The organism is Sulfitobacter sp. W074, from assembly GCF_025142275.1.
Classification (GTDB): domain Bacteria; phylum Pseudomonadota; class Alphaproteobacteria; order Rhodobacterales; family Rhodobacteraceae; genus Sulfitobacter; species Sulfitobacter profundi.
The window spans coordinates 718,442-735,343 of record NZ_CP081130.1 but is presented as its reverse complement, the minus strand read 5'-3'; the positions used below and the strand labels follow the sequence as shown (position 1 = coordinate 735,343).

The following is a 16,902-nucleotide window of genomic DNA, read 5'->3' as shown; positions in this document are numbered from 1 at the left end:
GTTCACTTGGCTGCAACCTCCAGAAGACCGCGTTCTTCCAGTACCTTGCGGGCATGGCGGAAACATTCCAGCGACTGGGGCACGCCGCAGTAGATGCCGATGATGTGCAAGATCGAACGGATCTCTTCCTTCGTGACGCCGTTGTTGATCGCGCCGTTACAATGGATCTCCCATTCGTGCATCTTGCCCAAAGCGGCCAGCATCACGAGATTGAGCATCGAGCGGGTCTTGAGGTCGATGGTGTCATCGCCCCAGCCAAAGCCCCAGCACCAGGCGGTCATCGCTTCCTGAAACGGCAGCGAAAAGTCATCGGCTGCCGCGAGGTTCTTCTCGACATACTCTGCGCCGACGACCTTCTTGCGTTGCTGAAGGCCCAGTTCGAAAAGTTTCTCGTCCATTTGTCTATTCCTTTTGCTTTGTGCCTGCAGGGGTGGTCAGGCGACCACGCCATCCGCATAGAGTGTGTCAATCTGGTCGTTGCCGTAGCCCAGCTCCGTGAGGATCTGGCGCGTGTGCTGGCCGACGGTGGGGGATTGGGCGCGATCATCGCCCGGAACGAAGGCCGGCAGGCCGGGGATATTCGGCACCGGCCAAGGATCATTGGCACCGGCTTGCTGCAGCCATGAGAAAACGCCAACAGCCTCGGCCTGCGGATGGTGTACAAGCTCGCGGTAGGTCTGCACGACCTCGTTCTGCAATCCTGCCTTGCTTAGCAGGTCCGACAGTTCCGCCGTTTTCCAGCTTGCGGTGAAGCGGCGCACGTAGTCGTAGAGGAAGTCGATATCCTCCAAGCGTCCGGCAATGGTGTGATACTTCTCGTTGGCCCAAAGATCGTCCAGCTTCAGCAGGTCGCAGAACACCTTGAACTCGCGGTCGCGCACGATGTTGATCTGGATATGCCCATCGCTGGTCTGAAAGGTCCCCGAGGGCGCGGTGGAAGCGCGTCGCGGCCCGGTGCGATAGCCGCTCAGCAGACGCACGGCCTGAATGCTGGCTGCCGCTTCGAGCAGGCTCACTTCGATCTTGCGGCCCTCCGCCCCATCACGTCGCGCGTAAAGTGCAGCGGCCAGTGCTTGTTGCGCATAAAGCCCTGTGGACATGTCGAAATAGCTGACCGGTGTGTGGTGAGGCGTACCGTCGGTCCCCGTGTTTTCTGCAACGAAACCGCTGAACGCCTGCAACATCGGGTCCATCGCGGGCCGGTCGCGCATTGGGCCGCATTGCCCGAAGCCAGATACCGACACATAGATCAGCCCCGGATTGAGCGCGCGCAGCCGTTCGTAGCCATAGCCCAGCCGTTCGGCAACGCCCGGACGGTAGCCCTCGATAAAGACATCCGCCTGCGCAATCAGTTTGTCGACGATCTCGCCGCTGGGTTCGCTCTTGAGGTTCATCGCCAGGGCCCGCTTGCCGGTGTTGGCAACGATGGAATAGGCCGTGTGATCGCCAAAAACGCCCCCGATCAGGCGGGCCCAATCGCCCCCATGCGGTTCGATCTTGATCACGTCAGCGCCCTGCTGGGCCATCAGCATGCCGCAATAGGGCCCTGCCAGTCCTTGGGAGAGGTCAACGACCTTCAGCCCTTCATATGGTCGTTCATAGCTCATGACCGGTTCCTCTTTTCCAAAACCTCAAACACGCGGGTGAAGTCCGATTGCGGTGGCAGACTGTCTTCAACAAGGTTCCAGACCTCGGCCACGCGTTCGCCCATCAGGTTGGAGGTGCCCGCCTCTTTCACGAACTCGTTGTAGAGGCGGACGTCCTTGTTTAGCAGTTCCGCGAAGAAGCCTGCGTCATACGTGCCGGGCAGGACGCGATTGGGGAACTTGTCCTCAATGGCCGTATTATTACCGGTCGAGACCTTCACCACGTCGAGGATGGTTTTCATCTCGACCCCATGCGCCAAGCCAAACAACACCGCCTCGGAGGAGGCCGCCATGGCCGTGGCCGACAGGAAGTTGTTCAAAAGCTTCACCGCCTGCCCCTGTCCGGGCGTTTCACCGACATGGAACGTATTCTTGCTGAACAGATCGAGGATTGCCTGATGCCGCTCCATTTCGGTCTTAGGACCGGACCAGATGATGGTGATCGCAGCCTTGAGCGCGCCTTGCCGCCCGCCGCTGACCGGCGCATCGACATAAGTCATGCCCGCGCCTTCGATGGTGGCGGCGGCCTGTTTTGCGGCGGCGGGGCCGATGGTGGACATGTCGATGATGACCTTGCCCGCGACATTCGGCAGGGCGGCGATATCGTCGACGACAGCGTTCACGATCTTGCCGTCGGGCAATGACAGGAAGACCGTGTCGGCACCCGCAACAACCTCGGCAAGGCTATCTTTGGCGGTGCCGCCCTTAGGGGTTCGGTCCGGCACCCGGTCATAGCACAATACGGGGGTGTCGCCCTTGCAAATGAAGGCGCACATGGGTTCGCCCATTTGGCCCAACCCGATGAAACCGATGGTTTTAGGAGCGCTCATTTCAAACCCTTTCATTGGTGTAAGGCTTCAGTTCCAACCGGGCGATCTGGTTCTGGTGAACCTCGTCCGGCCCGTCCGCCAAGCGGATCGCGCGGGCCCGTGCATAGGCGTAGGAGAGACCGAAATCGCTGGAAATCCCGGCGGCACCGTGGACTTGGATTGCCCAGTCGATGACCTGCGCAGCCATGCGCGGGGCGACGACTTTGATCATGCCAATGTCTTTGCGGGCCTCTTTATTGCCGACCTTGTCCATCCGGTCCGCGGCCTTGAGCGTCAGCAAACGCGCCTGATCAATCATAATGCGGGATTCCGCGATCCGCTCGCGCGTGACGCCTTGATCGGAAAGCAGCTTGCCGAAGGGTCGCCGCTCGAGCGCACGTTTGCACATCTTCTCAAGGGCCACTTCGGCCTGCCCGATCATGCGCATGCAGTGGTGGATGCGTCCGGGTCCAAGCCGCCCTTGAGCGATCTCAAAGCCGCGCCCTTCGCCCAGCAGGATGTTTTCCGCAGGCACGCGAACATTGTCGTAAAGGATCTCGCCATGCCCATGCGGCGCGTCGGAAAAGCCGAAGACTGGGATCATCCGCTTGATCGTCAGGCCCGGTGTGTCACGCGGCACTAGGATCATGCTCTGTTGGCGATAAGGTTCGGCCTCTGGGTCAGTTTTACCCATCACGATGAACAGTTTGCAGCGCGAGTCGCCCGAACCTGAGGTCCACCATTTGCGCCCGTTGATGACGTATTCATCGCCTTCGCGGGTGATGGTCAGGCTGATGTTACGCGCGTCCGAGGACGCGACATCGGGTTCTGTCATGGAAAAGCAGGAGCGGATTTCGCCCGCCAAAAGCGGCTCCATCCACTCTTTCTTCTGCGCCTCGGTGCCAAAACGTTCCAGCGTTTCCATATTCCCGGTATCGGGTGCGGAACAGTTGAACACTTCCGCCGACCAAGGTGCGCGACCCATGATCTCGCAAAGCGGTGCATATTCGAGGTTGGTCAGTCCGCCACCCCGTCGGCTCTCGGGCAGAAAGAGGTTCCACAACCCGGCCTCGCGGGCCTTGGGTTTGAGCTCTTCGATGATCGGTACGCCGCCCCAGTTTTCCCAGTGCTCGATGCCGTGGCCCATTTCCTGGAGCTGCTGATTGTGAAGCTCCTGATTGGGGTAGATGTGCTCTTCCATGAAGGCGTTGAGCCTGTCGCAGAGGTCTTTCACCTTGGGGCTGTGATCGAAATCCATTGATATTACTCCTTTATTTTCCGGCCCGCGGCCGTTTTCAAGGTGCAAGAGGCCGCGGCCTAAAGTCGGCCGTTGCGCTACCTCCTGCAGCTTGGGTTCAGTTTTTGCTCAGAAACGCGGCCTTATGGCCCGACGATGGTTGTCCCCCCGTCCACGACGATGACCTCGCCGGTGATGAACCGGGCCGATGGTCCGGCCAAGAAAGTCGCCACCCCGCCGATGTCTTCCGGCGCGCCAAGTCGCCGGACCGGGGTCCGCGCAATACGGTCATCGCGCAGGCTGTCGTTCTCCCAAAGGGCGCGGGCGAAATCGGTCTTGATCAGCCCCGGCATGATGCAGTTGACGGTGATATTCTTCGGCCCCCACTCCACCGCGAGGGATCGCGTGACACCGACATCCGCTGTTTTCGAAATGCCGTATGCCCCCAGGGTAGCCGAGCCACGTAGACCGCCGATGGAGGAAACGATGATGAACGCCCCGCCACCCGCTTCGGCCATATGCGGCATGGCGGCGTTGGCGAACCAGATCGCACTGTGGACGTTGGAGGTCATTACTTTGTTGAACGCCTCGTCAGTTAGGTCGGCGAGCGGGCCATAGATCGGGTTCACCGCCGCGTTGGCGACGAAAATGTCCAGACGGCCCCATGTGTCATGGGTCTTGGCCACCAAGGCTTCACATTCGTCGCGACGCGAGATGTTGCAAGCCACGGCCATCGCCTCGCCCCCGGCATCGCGGATTTCCTGTGCGGCGGCTTCGCAGGCCTCAATCTTGCGGCTGGCGATGGCGACCTTGGCGCCCATGGCGGCAAGGTGGTGCGCGATGGACAGGCCGATCCCTTTGCTGCCGCCAGTCACGATGGCGACTTTGCCTTCAAGCGAGAATGGGTTCTTCATGGGGTTGTCTCCAGTCGTTTGGGTCATGCTGGCGTGTCCTTCATCCGCAGTTGCAGACGTTCGCCGGTGTAAGGATTGGCCTCGGCCACGGCTTCATCGAGTTCGACACCCAATCCCGGCGCGGTCGGTGGGATGACATAGCCGTCTTCCCAGTGGATCGGGGTCTTGAGAATTTCGGCCTGAAAGCCGCCCCATTGCTCGATCCCCTCCATGATGAGGAAGTTCGGGCTACAGGCAGAAACCTGAATGTTCGCCGCACCGACCAGCGGGCCGCAGAACAGATGCGGTGCGATTTGGGCGTGAAAGGCCTCGCCCATGGAAGCGACCTTCTTGGCCTCCAGAATGCCCCCGACCCGGCCGAGGTTCATCTGCAAGATCGACGCAGCATTCTGGCGCAGCAGATCGGCGAATTCGTATTTGGTGGTCAACCGCTCGCCTGTTGCCACAGGGATGCGGGTCCCGGCGGCGACGAGAGCCATGCCAGAGATGTTGTCAGGCGGTGTCGGCTCCTCGAACCAGAGCGGATCGTGCGGCTCCAACTTGCGCGCGAGGCGCAGCGCGCCCGAGGGGGACATCTCGCCGTGGGTGCCAATCAGGATATCGCAGCTTGCGCCCACCGCCTCCCGGACACGCGCCGTATAGCGGTCGGCAAAGTCGAGGGTCTCCATCGAAAGCTGGCGGGGATCAAAGGCAGTATAGGGCCGCGCCGGATCGAATTTCAGGGCCGTGAATCCTTGGGCGACATATTCCAATGCCCGCTCTGCCGCAGCGTCCGGATCGTCATAGACCTTCTGGTTCGACGCGGCATCGGGGGCGGCATTAAGATAGGTGTAGCTGCGCAGGCGTTCATGCACTTGCCCGCCGAGCAATTCATAGACCGGCTTGTCGAGCGCCTTGCCGATGATGTCCCACAGGGCCATCTCGATGCCGCTGAAGATGCCCATGACCGTCGGATCCGGACGCTGGGAAAAGCCTGCCGAATAGACCAGTCGGAAGTGGCGTTCGATCTTGAAAGGGTCCGTGCCTGCGAAATGGCGCTCGAACATGTCGTCGATCATCGCGGTCAGCGCCTTGGGATGAAACGCCACGCCGTAGATTTCGCCGTAGCCCACTGTGCCGCAATCGGTGGTGACCTTGACGAAGACCCAGTAAGGACCGCCCCGGTGAATGGATTTATTGCCGACCACGAAGGTCTTAATATCCTTGATCTTCATCTGCTTGCTCGCTTCTTGGGTTCGATGTGGGTCATGTCAGGCGATGTCCTCGAGGATCATGTCAGCGGCTTTTTCACCAATCATGATGCAGGCGGCATTGGTGTTGGCCGAAACCAGTGTCGGCATAATCGAAGCGTCCGCCACCCGCAGGCCGGTCAGACCATGCACCCTGAGCCGCGGGTCGACCACGGCGCCCGTGTCCACTCCCATGCGGCAGGTAGAACTGGGGTGAAAAATTGACGAACCATTGGCACGAACGTAGTCCAGCAGGGCATCATCGCTGGTCACATCACGACCGGGCAACATTTCCTCGCTGATGTAATCGGCCAAAGACGGTTGCGCCGCGACTTTGCGGACCAGTTTCATACCGGCGACCATGGTGTCGCGGTCGATGATTGCATCAAGGTAATTCGGCTGGATCGCCGGTTTCGCCCGATGATCCGGACCCGTGATCCGGACATGGCCACGGCTTTCTGGGCGCAGCTGACACATGGTCACGGTGAAGCCTGAAAACGGGTCCAGTGTGCGGCCGCGTTTCTGCGCGCTGTAGCGCAAGAAGTGGAATTGCACATCCGGGGTGTCGCATTCCGGGCGGGTCTTGGCAAAAACGCCGACCTGGCCCGCGCTGAGCGACATCGGGCCGCTGCGGTCCTTTAGCCATTGCAGCGCGACCCCGACCTTGCGCGGCCAGCTGCGGACCTCGTCATTGACGGTGACAGGCTGCGCGCAGCGGTAGGTGCTGCGGCAGGTGTAGTGGTCTTGAAGGTTCTCACCGACCTCTGGCAGATCATGCTCCACATCAACGCCAGCCCTGCGCAGCATCTCGGCGTCACCGATGCCCGAAACCTGTAAGATCTGCGGCGAGTTTATCGCCCCCGCCGCCAGCAGCACTTCGCGCCCGGCGCGCAGGGTTTCGACCTTGCCGCCCTGTTCGACCTCGACCCCAACCACGCGGGTGCCTTCGAGGATCAGACGGCGTACAAGCGTGTCGGTCTGCACATGTAGATTGGGCCGTTTGCGGGCGGGTTTCAGATAGGCTGTCGCTGCACTGCTGCGCCAGCCGTTACGGGTGGTGACCTGAAAGTATCCGGCACCTTCCTGCTCACGACCATTGTAATCGGGATTTGGTGGAATGCCGGCCTCATCTGCCGCGGCGATATAGGCGTCGCACAGCGGGTTCGCACTTGCGCGGCTGACACCGAGCGGGCCGTCGCGACCATGGAATTCCTCGTCGATATCGTCGATCGACGCACCCTCGGCCCGGCGGAAGTAAGGCAACACATCTGCATAGCTCCAACCCGGATTGCCAAGCTGCCGCCAATGATCAAAATCCGCCGCCTGCCCCCGGGCATAGACCAGCCCGTTGATCGAACTGCAGCCGCCCAGCACCTTGCCCCGCGGCCAGTCAAAGCGCCGACCGGCAGATTGCGGCACATCTTCGGTCTGGTACTGCCAGTTGATGCGCGTGTCATCCATCGTGCGGTAGTAGCCAATAGGGATGTGGATCCAGGGGTTCAAATCGCGCGGTCCGGCCTCAAGCAACAGCACGCGCAAGCCCGGCTTGGCCGACAAGCGATTGGCCAGCACGCAGCCGGTCGAGCCCGCGCCGACGATGATGAAGTCATAAGCCGCGTCGCTCATATCTCGGCTACCTTATGTCCACCCGACAGGGTCTGTGGTGCAAATTCGGCCATGTCGGGTATCTCCCAGCCCTGCCCCGGTTGCGCAGCGATCAGTGCCTTGGTGTATTCATGCTGCGGGTTGGTGAAGATGCGGCCAACGCCGCCCCGTTCCACCACTTCGCCATGCTTCATCACCAGCACTTCGTTGCAAATCTGCGCCGCGACCCGCAGGTCGTGGGTGATGAAGATTACGGTAAGGCCAAGCCGGTCGCGGATGTCGTTGATCAGCTTGAGCACCTCACGCTGGATCGATACGTCCAGCGCCGACACCGCTTCATCCGCGATAAGCACCTTGGGATTGACCACAAGTGCGCGTGCGATGCACAGGCGTTGGCGCTGACCGCCCGAGAACTGGCTGGGATAGCGGTGAACGGAATATTTTGGCATCTGCACGATTTCGAGCAGTTCATAGACTCGCTTCCACGCTTCTTCGCGCGGCATTCCGAAATTGATCGCGCCTTGGATCAACTGGCTGCCGATGGTGCGGCGCGGATTGAGCGAGCCATAGGGGTCCTGAAAGACGATTTGAATGTCCTTGCGGTGGCGGCGCAACTCGGCAGCGGTCTTGCTGGCAAAGTCCACACCCGAGATGTTGATTGCCCCGCTGTCGGGGTCAATGAGACGCATCAGACAGCGCACCAGCGTGGTCTTGCCCGAACCGGATTCGCCCACAATGCCCAGTGTCTCGCCCCGGCGCACCTGAAAGGAAATATCGTTCACCGCGGCGACGGTCCGGCTTTTCTTGAACATGCCGCCTGAGGTGTGAAAGGTCTTCATCAGCCCCTGCACGTCAACAACAACCGGGTTTTCCGAGATTGTCATCTCGCGGTCTTCGGCACGGCGCGGCACCGCGTCGATCAGCGCACGGGTGTAGGGGTGTTGCGGATTGTTCAGCACCTCATCGGCGGTGCCCTGCTCTACGATCTGGCCGTGGCGCATGACAACCACACGGTCGGCGATCTCGGCCACCACACCAAAGTCATGGGTGATGAACATGATGCCGGCGTCGTGTTTAGCGTTGAGCTGTTTCAGCAGATGCAGGATTTGCTTTTGAGTCGTGACATCCAGCGCGGTGGTCGGCTCGTCCGCGATCAGGAGTTTGGGGTCCAGCGCCAGCGCCATGGCGATCATGATCCGCTGCCGCTGGCCACCTGAGAGCTGGTGTGGGTATGAGTTGAACAGCCGCTCGGGGTCCGGAAGCCGCACCTCATCCAGCAGCTTCAACGTGCGCTCACGCCGCTCTGCCGCATCAAAGGACCGGTGGACGCGCAAGACCTCTTCGATCTGGTTGCCGACGGTATAGGCCGGGTTGAGGGCGGTCATCGGCTCCTGAAAGATCATCGCCATACGGTCGCCGCGAAGCTTGTTATGCTCGCTTTCGCTGAGTTTCAGAACATCGCGTCCGTCAAACTCGATCTCCCCCCCGGTCACCTTCAGGCTGGAGGCCAAGAGCCCCATCGTGGCCAGCGACGTGATCGACTTGCCGGAGCCGGATTCACCCACAACGCAGAGGATTTCCTTGGGCCGGACGTCAAAGGTCAGGTTCTCGACCGCGTTGGCGCGTTCCACCTGAACCGGCAAGGCCACCGTGAGGTTGCGGATCGAAAGAATTGGCTTGGTCGAATTGGTCATGTGCTCACCGATCTTGCCAGAGTGTTTCATCAGATTGCCCATCAGCTGCGGTCCTCCGGGGCGGTCACGTCGCGCAGCCCGTCGCCGAGCAGATTGATTGCCAGCACCAACATAAAGAGCGCGGTCCCCGGCACGGCGATCAGCCAACCGTCAAAGAACATCAGCCCCTTGGCGTCCGAGATCATCAGCCCCCAACTTGGTGTGGGCGGCTGCACCCCCAACCCGAGGAAGGACAGCGCCGCTTCGAGCAGGATGGCGTGGGCCATCTCAAGGGTGGCGATCACGATGATATGGTTAGAGATATTGGGCAGGACATCACTGAAAAGGATACGCGGTGTGGAACTTCCCAAAGCCTGCGCCGAGGCCACGAAATCCAGCCCCCGCACCTGCTGGGTCGCACTGCGCACCACCACCGCGAAACGGTCCCAGATCAGAAGGCCGATCACCCAGATCACCACCGTCAGCGAAGACCCGACAATGCTGATGACGGCCAGCGCCACCAGAACCACCGGCATCGAAAGGCGCGTGGTGATGATAAAGTTGATCACCATATCCACCCGGCCGCCGAAATATCCGGCACAGATGCCCAGGATGGTGCCGATCACTCCCGAGATCAGCATGGCGGAGAAACCGATCATCAGCGAGATCCGCGCGCCATACATCAGACGGGAAAGGTAGTCGCGGCCCAGATGGTCCGTGCCAAGTACATGGTCCCAAGTTGTTTTCGGGCTATCGAACCAAACCGGCGGGATCAGCTTGCGCGACAGCATCTGCGCATAGGGATCATGCGGTGCGATCAGCGGCGCCAGGAGGGCCACCAGAACGATTACAGCGATGACAAAGCCGCCGAGCATCAATCCGCGATGGGTCTTCGCATGTTGGAACATCATCTGCCGGGGGGAGCGAACGAGCGCTTCGCTGGGCATCGTGGGGGCGTTGTTTTGCAGCGTGCTCATATCATCCGATCCTAATCCGCGGGTCCAGCCAAGCGTTCAGAACGTCGGCGAGGAAGGTGAGTGCGATGTAAAAAAAGCTGAGAACCAGCACGATGGCCTGCATCATCGGCAGGTCCGCCCGTTGGATCGACTCCCAAGCCAAGAAGCCGAGGCCGTTGATCGCAAAAATCGTCTCGATCACGATGGACCCGCCCAGCATGAAGCCGAACTGCACGGCCGCCAGTGATACCACCGGGATGATTGCGTTGCGCAGCGCATGTTTGAACATCAGCGAGAAGCGACTGACCCCCTTGGCGCGGGCAGTCCGAATGTAGTCGGAACGCAGGACTTCCAGCATTCCTGCTCGGGTCAGGCGCATGACGCCCGGTGTGATGTAGTAGCCAAGGGCAATGGAGGGCATGACGAAATGCAGCCAGGTATTGCTGCCAGAGACCGGCAGGATGCGCCAATTGATGGCGAACCACAGCATCATCGTCAGCGCGAACCAGAAGCTGGGCATCGCCTGCCCCACCACGGCCACGGTCAGGGCAAATCGGTCAAACAGACTGTTGGGTCGGATCGCCGCCAACACCCCCAAGGGGATCGAGAGGACCAGCGCAAAGACAAGTGCGCTCAGTCCAAGTGTCATGGTGGTGGGCAGGCGTTGGAAGATCTCATCTGCAACCGGCTGGTTGAGGTAATGCGACTGGCCCAAGTCCCCCTGCAGCGCCCCGGTTAGCCAGTTGAAGTACTGAACCGGGATAGGTTTGTCGTAGCCATAAGCCTCGCGAATGGTCTGTAGGTCCTCTTGGGTGGCGCTTTCGCCCGCAAGGGCAATGGCCGGATCCCCCGAAAGGAAATTGAGCGAAAAGGTGAGCGACGACACGGTCAAAGCGACGAGTAGAGCCGTCGATATTCGCCTGAGAAGGAATGCAAGCACCGGTCAACCTCGATTGTTAATGCTGTGGATATTGGGTTTGCCCCGTCTGCGGATACCCAGGTTCTGGGTACCCGCAGGTTTGGGGGAGCCTAAATGGGGCGAAGCCCATACGGCCCCGCCCTCAAGCGGCGTGTTACTTCCAGCTCGCCTCATAGAGACGGGGGATCTCATCCGCGGTGGGCGTGAAGTTGAGATCATTGGAGAACACGTAGTATTTGGCGTAGGTGAACATCGGCAGCCAATAGACTTCTTCGGCGATGATATTCAGCGCCTCTTGATAGGCCTCTTTGCGCACTTCGGGATCGACCGAGGTATCACCGCGCGCCAGCGCTTCGGCAGTGCGCGGATCCTTGGCCGGATCATCGCTGCTGCCCGAGAAGAAATGGCTGGTGATCGCCGCGACATCGGGGATCGAACTTGAACCCCAGGTCATGTGGTTCACCGGGGTCTCGCCGTTCTGAACTTTTTCAAGCAGCGAGCTGTACTGCAGCCAGTTCAGATTGGCCTGAATGCCAACCGCCGCCAGATCGCCGATCACCGCTTCGGTGAACTCACGCTCTCGATAGCCATAAAGGTCGAACTTGAAACCGTCCGGGTATCCCGCCTCAGCCAACAGCTCTTTGGCCTTTTCCGGGTTATAGTCATAGTGCGGCACATCCTGAGAACAGGCAAACTGCTCAGGGTGGCAGGCGGAATGGATGGCGACAGAGGCCGGGCCGACCAGTTCTTTTGCAATGGCTTCGCGGTTGATGGCATGGGCAAAAGCGGCGCGGACCTTTTGATCTGTGAAGTAATCCTGACCAGAACTGCCATCGACATCAAAGGCCAGATAAGAAATCCGCAGCGTCTTTTCGTTGACCACCTGCACCTGTCCGCTTTCCTCAAGACGCAGAGCCTGCTCTTTCGGCACGTCCCATGCCCAATCGAGCCCGCCTGTCATCAGTTCGGCCAGTTGGGTGTTCGACTCGCCAATTGTCCGGAAGTTGATGTTGCCAATCTGAGGAGTGCCTTTCGGCCCGTCGGCAAAATACTGGTCATTCTTCGCCCAGTTGACGTATTTACCCGTTCTCACATCACTGACCGTATAGGGGCCCGTCCCGATTGGCGTCACCTTCGACAGGTCCCGAGTGCCATCTGCACCGATTGTTGAATTTTCGTAGTAGCCTTCGGGCATGATCGAGATTTCATTCGCCAGATAGGCAAAGGCGTTCGGGAAAGGCTGAACCAATTCCAGACGAACCTTGTACTGATCGATCTTGGTCGCGCCTTTCATCCAGTTGACGACAGACTGTGCAGGAACGCCATTGGCTTCGTCCGCCAAAAAATTGATCGTATAGACAACGTCATCCGCATCAAAGGTACTGCCATCGTGGAAGACGACGCCCTCACGCAGATCGAACTCGACCTCAGTGTTGCTTTTCCACTCCCACGAGGTGGCCAACAGCGGGTCAAACTCGCCGGTCTCATTGTTGAAAAGGACAAGGCCGTCCCACCCCATATGCCCCATGATGACGAGTTCACGGGTCACGCTGAAATAGGGGTCGACAACGGCGACTTCCTTGTCGGTGGCCCAATTCAATGTGTCATCCGCCTTACCGGCCATCGCCGGCATGGCGGTGCTGGCCAAAAGGCTCGCAGAAAGCGCAAGGTACATCGGTCTCATCAGCGGTCTCCTCCCAGAGATATATTGGCACTCATTCCTACCGAAAGCTGCCTCCCTGCAGCTCCCGATTTGTGCCTGTGCGACCGCCTGATATTTATCTGACTGGTCGATCTTGTAGAAACTTTGCTTAGGGCTGGGCATAAAGCAAATTCTAAATTAGCATCACATCATAACAAAACCTGATGGGGTCGAATTTCATGCTACGATTTAACATTCGGCAGATCGAGGCGTTTCGCGCAGTGATTGAAACTGGAAATATGACTCAAGCGGGCGAAGTGCTTGGCGTCACCCAGCCCGCCATCAGCCGCCTGATCCGCGACCTTGAAGAAGAGTATGGTCTACAGCTGTTTGCCCGTCATGCCGGCCGCATCGACCCGACCAAGGATGCCATTGCTCTCCATGCGGAAGTCGAACGCTGTTACGGAGAACTGGAACAGATGGTCAAGTTCGCCACTGAACTCGGCGCTCACCGCAAAAAGAGACTGCGCCTCGCCTCTACCGTCGGGCATTCGTATTTTTTTCTCCCCGAGGTCATCAAGACTTTTCACGCGCGCTGGCCAGATGTGGTGATCAGCTTGGTTAGCGGGCCATCGCCTGAGGTCGTCGAACATGTGGAAAAAGGCAGATGCGACATCGGGTTGGCGCTTTTGCCGCTTAATGTCCACGGTGTGGCCATCAAGACGATGCCCGAGACCAACCTTGTCTGTGTAATGCCAAAGGACCACGCTCTGGCCAAATTGAACTCCGTTGCGCCGCAGGATCTCAAAGAGACCCCTCTGCTACTGATTTCGGAGAGCAGCCTAATGCGAAAGCGACTGCTGAAAGCGTTCAACGAGGCAAATGTCACGCCAAACGTCATTCTGGACTCCACCTACACAGGCCCAATCTGCAGCTTGGTCGCGAGCGGGATGGGCGTGTCGATCATGGACATTCTGACAGCAGACGCCTATTCGAACCTTGAGATCGAAATACGTCCCTTCAGCCCCAGTATACCCTGTGAATTGAAGCTGGTGCTACCCGAGTCGCAGGTGCTGGCGCCGCCCGCGCAAGCGTTCGTGGAGATACTGATGGAAAGTGCCCGCTGAGCGGGCGCGATTACCGCCTTTATAGGTCTAAGCCCGCCTTTCGCGCCACCTCGATCCTGCCCGCCAGATTACCCGCAATAGAAGATAATCCGTTGCCGCAGCATCGTTAACGCCTATCGCCCGTTTCCGGTCCTTAGCGGCCCTTCGTGGTGAGCGCGGCGAAGGTCCGCTTGGAGCCGATTCTGTGGAAAAACAACGTGTTGCGGTCGCAGAAAGTAGTGCGCTGAACTGACCGCGAGCGCCTTTCTGATCAGGCTTTGCGCGTTTGCTGCGGTGCAGGAAGGATCTTGGCCAGTTTGCGGAGGTTTTGGGCGGTAGCGGCGAGTAGGAATTCGTCATTTGCGCCGCACGGCCCACGTAATCGCAGTCGTCCCAACCCGAGAATGCGTTTGAGGTGGGCAAAGAGCATCTCAACCTTCTTTCTGAGCTTCATCGCAATCTGGTACTCTTCGGTTTTGGCCAGATCCCTGGCGACCTGACGCGCATCTTCGTGCTCCTCGCGGGTGATCTTGCGCGCATCAGCGTTGGGGCAGCATTTTTGCTTGGACGGGCAGACCTGACAGACGTCTTTCAAGGCGCGATAGCGGGCTGTGCCTTTGCCCGTCGGGCCCCGGTTCGGATCAGAATAATTCCTGCGAAACTGTTTGAGCGCGTGACCCTCGGGGCAGATGTATTGATCATTCTCAGCGTCCCATTCGAAATCTGTGCGTGTCCAAGTGCCGTCGGGGCGTGCGGCCTTATCGATTACCGGGATGTAGGGGTCGATGTCGCGATCTACGAGCCAGCCGAGCATCGGGCCTGAACCATAGGCGGTATCGGCGATCATCCAGTCAGGGACCAGGCCGAACTTGTCTTTCACCCGTGTCAGCATGGTCTGCGTCGACCCAACCTCGGCTTGCCGGATTGAACGGGTGCCTTCGACGTCCAAAATAACACCGTGATCCGTGTCGATCAGATAATTGTCGGAATAGCTGAAGAAAGCAGGCCCTTTTCGCGCGGCAGTCCATTGGCTGGCCGGATCGGAATGCGAGGTGAACTTGGGCTGAACCTCGCTGGCCGCACCGAATGCCGCCTCATCCAGCGTGTCGAGATACTCGCGCACGGCGCGGGGCGCATCTGCGGGATCAATGCTCGACGCGTCCCATTCTTCCTTCGGCGTCGAGTTCTGTTTGTTGGCATCCGCTTCGATCAGGCTGGCATCCACTGCCATACGTTGCCCGCTGGCGAGGCCTTCTTCGATACAACGGGCTACGGTCGTCTCGAACAGATGGCGTAGCAACTCACTCTCTCGAAAACGGCCATGACGGTTCTTGGAGAAGGTCGAATGGTCAGGAATACGGTCGTTCAGATCGAGCCTACAGAACCAGCGATAGGCGAGGTTCAAATGGACCTCTTCACAGAGCCGCCGCTCGGATCGGATGCCAAAGCAATAGCCCACCAAAAGCATGCGGATCAGCAGCTCCGGGTCGACCGATGGACGCCCGGTGTGGCTGTAGTAATCCGCCAGATGCGCGCGGATGCTGCTCAGATCGACGAAGCGATCAATCGACCGCAGCAGGTGATCTTGGGGAACGTGATCTTCCAACGAGAACTCATAAAACAACGCCGCCTGCGCTTCCTGTCTCGGTCCCAACATCCGTCAATCCTCCCGCTCGCAAGAAGAATTGAATCAGCAGTTCACTCGCCGATCAAGCACGAGTTTTTCAACAAAATAAGCCCATAGTCACAGAGGAAGGCCTGTGAGATATTGGTAAAGTCCTGAAGGCTTGAGGGTAATATGGCAGATGAAATTACGGCTACCTGCCTCTGTGGCGAGGCACGACTGATATGTGGCCGTCCATTGGGAACGGGCAGCTATTGCCACTGCACGGATTGTCGTAAATCCACTGGCGCTGCATTCAGTGTCGCCGTCCCTTTCGAAGCAAGCGGCTTTCAAGTCATGTCCGGTAGAATTAGTTCGTTCACTAAGGTTTCGGACGCGGGAAGAGAGTTAACCCGTAACTTTTGCCTCGGATGCGGTGCTCCACTATTCGGAACATCTAAACACCTTCCCCAAACCGTTTTTGTGAAAGCTGGTGTGATTGACGATCAATCCTATGTTCTACCAACACACGAGAGCTGGTGTCAGTCAAAGGTCGAATGGTCGATGATAGGGCTTGATCTACCTGCGCACCTATATGGAAAATGACCTGCTCCCCTGAAAAGTCCGGTTTTTGAGTTAGCCTGTTCTCTCAAAAGGAGACAGACGATGAAGAGAAGCCGTTTCAGCGAAGAGCAGATAATCGTGATATTGAAGGAGCATCAGGCTGGGCTTGGCGCGAAGGAGCTTTGTCGCAAGCATGGCGTCAGTGATGCGACGTTTTATAAATGGCGATCTAAGTATGGCGGCATGGAGGTGTCCGACGCGAAGAAGACGCGAAGAAGTTGAAAGCGCTGGAAGCTGAGAATGCGAAACTGAAGAAACTTCTGGCGGAACAGATGATGGATGTCTCAACGCTCAAGGAGATGTTGGGAAAAAACTTTTGAGGCCCGGTTCACGCAGAAGCGCGGTGACCTGGGCCATGACAGAGAAACGATACAATCAGAAGCGGGCGTGCGCCTTGGCTGGGATCGACCCGCGTGTTTATCGGCGTACGTCGAAGCGGCCAGCGGATACTGATCTGCGAGATCGGTTGAAGGATCTGTCGTCTGAGCGGCGGCGGTTTGGTTATCGTCGTCTGCACATCCTGCTCAAACGCGAAGGCTGGCAAGTAAACTGGAAAAAGCTGTACCGGATTTACCGCGAAGAGGGATTAACAGTCCGTATACGTGGCGGTCGCAAGCGTGCAGTGGGCACCCGAGCGCCGATGGCGATCCCGCAGGGGCCAAACCAACGGTGGTCGCTCGACTTAGTGTCCGACAGCCTGTCCTGCGGTCGCCGGTTCCGCATTCTGAACGTGATCGACGACTTTAGCCGCGAATGTTTGGCTGCCGTGGTCGACACATCGCTCTCAGGCGACCGTGTGGGTCGTGAGCTGGACCGCATTGCTGAGATGCGCGGCTACCCCTGCATGGTGGTCAGCGATAACGTCCTATGCGCGGAGTAACTGGCTGATTTGGCATCAGGTCATTGTCGTATCGAGGTGCCTCGACACGTTCAGAGAAT

At 58.9% G+C, this 16,902-nt stretch carries 14 protein-coding genes and 1 pseudogene; 3 read left to right on the top strand and 12 right to left on the bottom strand.

Annotated elements, in window-relative coordinates; translation table 11 throughout:
- Positions 1-2: 2 nt before the first annotated feature.
- The 11 genes from K3762_RS03570 to K3762_RS03520 all read right to left on the bottom strand — a co-directional run bounded on the left by K3762_RS03570 (position 3) and on the right by K3762_RS03520 (position 12,672).
- The gene (locus K3762_RS03570; protein WP_067627552.1) at positions 3-398 is read right to left on the bottom strand and encodes a carboxymuconolactone decarboxylase family protein; all 396 of its coding nucleotides are present in this window, start codon (positions 396-398) and stop codon (positions 3-5) included.
- Positions 399-434: 36 nt separating this feature from the next.
- Entirely contained in the window at positions 435-1,607 is a 1,173-nt protein-coding gene (locus K3762_RS03565) for a CaiB/BaiF CoA-transferase family protein (protein WP_132444842.1), read from the bottom strand.
- Complete coding sequence (locus K3762_RS03560) at positions 1,604-2,476, bottom strand: NAD(P)-dependent oxidoreductase (protein ID WP_165935567.1); 873 nt, start codon at positions 2,474-2,476, stop codon at positions 1,604-1,606. Before K3762_RS03560 ends, K3762_RS03565 begins: the two co-directional genes overlap by 4 nt.
- Before the next feature lies 1 nt (position 2,477).
- Entirely contained in the window at positions 2,478-3,713 is a 1,236-nt protein-coding gene (locus K3762_RS03555) for an acyl-CoA dehydrogenase family protein (protein ID WP_132444838.1), read from the bottom strand.
- 122 nt (positions 3,714-3,835) lie between these two features.
- Positions 3,836-4,633: an SDR family NAD(P)-dependent oxidoreductase gene (locus tag K3762_RS03550; RefSeq protein ID WP_206054306.1), complete on the bottom strand. Its 798-nt coding sequence runs from the start codon at positions 4,631-4,633 to the stop codon at positions 3,836-3,838.
- Complete coding sequence (locus tag K3762_RS03545) at positions 4,630-5,820, bottom strand: mandelate racemase/muconate lactonizing enzyme family protein (protein WP_132444836.1); 1,191 nt, start codon at positions 5,818-5,820, stop codon at positions 4,630-4,632. The genes K3762_RS03550 and K3762_RS03545 overlap by 4 nt, the downstream gene beginning before the upstream one ends.
- Positions 5,821-5,856: 36 nt before the next feature.
- Entirely contained in the window at positions 5,857-7,461 is a 1,605-nt protein-coding gene (locus K3762_RS03540) for a GMC family oxidoreductase (RefSeq protein WP_132444834.1), read from the bottom strand.
- Complete coding sequence (locus tag K3762_RS03535) at positions 7,458-9,176, bottom strand: ABC transporter ATP-binding protein (protein WP_409202463.1); 1,719 nt, start codon at positions 9,174-9,176, stop codon at positions 7,458-7,460. Before K3762_RS03535 ends, K3762_RS03540 begins: the two co-directional genes overlap by 4 nt.
- Complete coding sequence (locus K3762_RS03530) at positions 9,176-10,090, bottom strand: ABC transporter permease (RefSeq protein WP_206054305.1); 915 nt, start codon at positions 10,088-10,090, stop codon at positions 9,176-9,178. The genes K3762_RS03535 and K3762_RS03530 overlap by 1 nt, the downstream gene beginning before the upstream one ends.
- A 1-nt stretch (position 10,091) precedes the next feature.
- On the bottom strand, positions 10,092-11,009 hold the full coding sequence (locus K3762_RS03525; protein ID WP_132444832.1) for an ABC transporter permease: 918 nt from the start codon (positions 11,007-11,009) through the stop codon (positions 10,092-10,094).
- A gap of 133 nt (positions 11,010-11,142) precedes the next feature.
- Positions 11,143-12,672 (bottom strand): ABC transporter substrate-binding protein, encoded by a 1,530-nt coding sequence (locus K3762_RS03520; protein WP_132444830.1) that lies wholly within the window; start codon positions 12,670-12,672, stop codon positions 11,143-11,145.
- Positions 12,673-12,869: 197 nt separating this feature from the next.
- Here K3762_RS03520 and K3762_RS03515 point away from each other — a divergent pair, with 197 nt between their 5' ends.
- Positions 12,870-13,757, top strand: coding sequence for a LysR substrate-binding domain-containing protein (locus K3762_RS03515; protein ID WP_165935566.1), 888 nt, complete (start codon positions 12,870-12,872; stop codon positions 13,755-13,757).
- Positions 13,758-14,007: 250 nt separating this feature from the next.
- On the opposite strand, the gene K3762_RS03510 is transcribed toward K3762_RS03515, so the two are convergent.
- On the bottom strand, positions 14,008-15,393 hold the full coding sequence (locus tag K3762_RS03510) for an IS1182 family transposase (RefSeq protein WP_260011505.1): 1,386 nt from the start codon (positions 15,391-15,393) through the stop codon (positions 14,008-14,010).
- A gap of 141 nt (positions 15,394-15,534) precedes the next feature.
- Between K3762_RS03510 and K3762_RS19670 the strand changes: the two genes are divergently transcribed.
- Together K3762_RS19670 and K3762_RS03505 are read left to right on the top strand one after the other, a co-directional pair.
- Positions 15,535-15,945 carry a GFA family protein gene (locus K3762_RS19670; RefSeq protein ID WP_132444826.1) on the top strand — a complete coding sequence of 137 codons (411 nt, stop codon included), beginning with the start codon at positions 15,535-15,537 and terminating at the stop codon, positions 15,943-15,945.
- A gap of 60 nt (positions 15,946-16,005) precedes the next feature.
- A pseudogene (locus K3762_RS03505) lies at positions 16,006-16,825 on the top strand (IS3 family transposase); the annotation flags it as partial.
- Positions 16,826-16,902: the final 77 nt, after the last annotated feature.

What these genes read in the sequence shown, in the direction of transcription:
- K3762_RS03570 (WP_067627552.1), bottom strand. Translation starts at nt 398, where the DNA reads ATGGACGAGAAACTTTTCGAACTGGGCCTTCAGCAACGCAAGAAGGTC.
- K3762_RS03565 (WP_132444842.1), bottom strand. Translation starts at nt 1,607, where the DNA reads ATGAGCTATGAACGACCATATGAAGGGCTGAAGGTCGTTGACCTCTCC.
- K3762_RS03560 (WP_165935567.1), bottom strand. Translation starts at nt 2,476, where the DNA reads ATGAGCGCTCCTAAAACCATCGGTTTCATCGGGTTGGGCCAAATGGGC.
- K3762_RS03555 (WP_132444838.1), bottom strand. Translation starts at nt 3,713, where the DNA reads ATGGATTTCGATCACAGCCCCAAGGTGAAAGACCTCTGCGACAGGCTC.
- K3762_RS03550 (WP_206054306.1), bottom strand. Translation starts at nt 4,633, where the DNA reads ATGACCCAAACGACTGGAGACAACCCCATGAAGAACCCATTCTCGCTT.
- K3762_RS03545 (WP_132444836.1), bottom strand. Translation starts at nt 5,820, where the DNA reads ATGAAGATCAAGGATATTAAGACCTTCGTGGTCGGCAATAAATCCATT.
- K3762_RS03540 (WP_132444834.1), bottom strand. Translation starts at nt 7,461, where the DNA reads ATGAGCGACGCGGCTTATGACTTCATCATCGTCGGCGCGGGCTCGACC.
- K3762_RS03535 (WP_409202463.1), bottom strand. Translation starts at nt 9,176, where the DNA reads ATGGGCAATCTGATGAAACACTCTGGCAAGATCGGTGAGCACATGACC.
- K3762_RS03530 (WP_206054305.1), bottom strand. Translation starts at nt 10,090, where the DNA reads ATGAGCACGCTGCAAAACAACGCCCCCACGATGCCCAGCGAAGCGCTC.
- K3762_RS03520 (WP_132444830.1), bottom strand. Translation starts at nt 12,672, where the DNA reads ATGAGACCGATGTACCTTGCGCTTTCTGCGAGCCTTTTGGCCAGCACC.
- K3762_RS03515 (WP_165935566.1), top strand. Translation starts at nt 12,870, where the DNA reads ATGCTACGATTTAACATTCGGCAGATCGAGGCGTTTCGCGCAGTGATT.
- K3762_RS03510 (WP_260011505.1), bottom strand. Translation starts at nt 15,393, where the DNA reads ATGTTGGGACCGAGACAGGAAGCGCAGGCGGCGTTGTTTTATGAGTTC.
- K3762_RS19670 (WP_132444826.1), top strand. Translation starts at nt 15,535, where the DNA reads ATGGCAGATGAAATTACGGCTACCTGCCTCTGTGGCGAGGCACGACTG.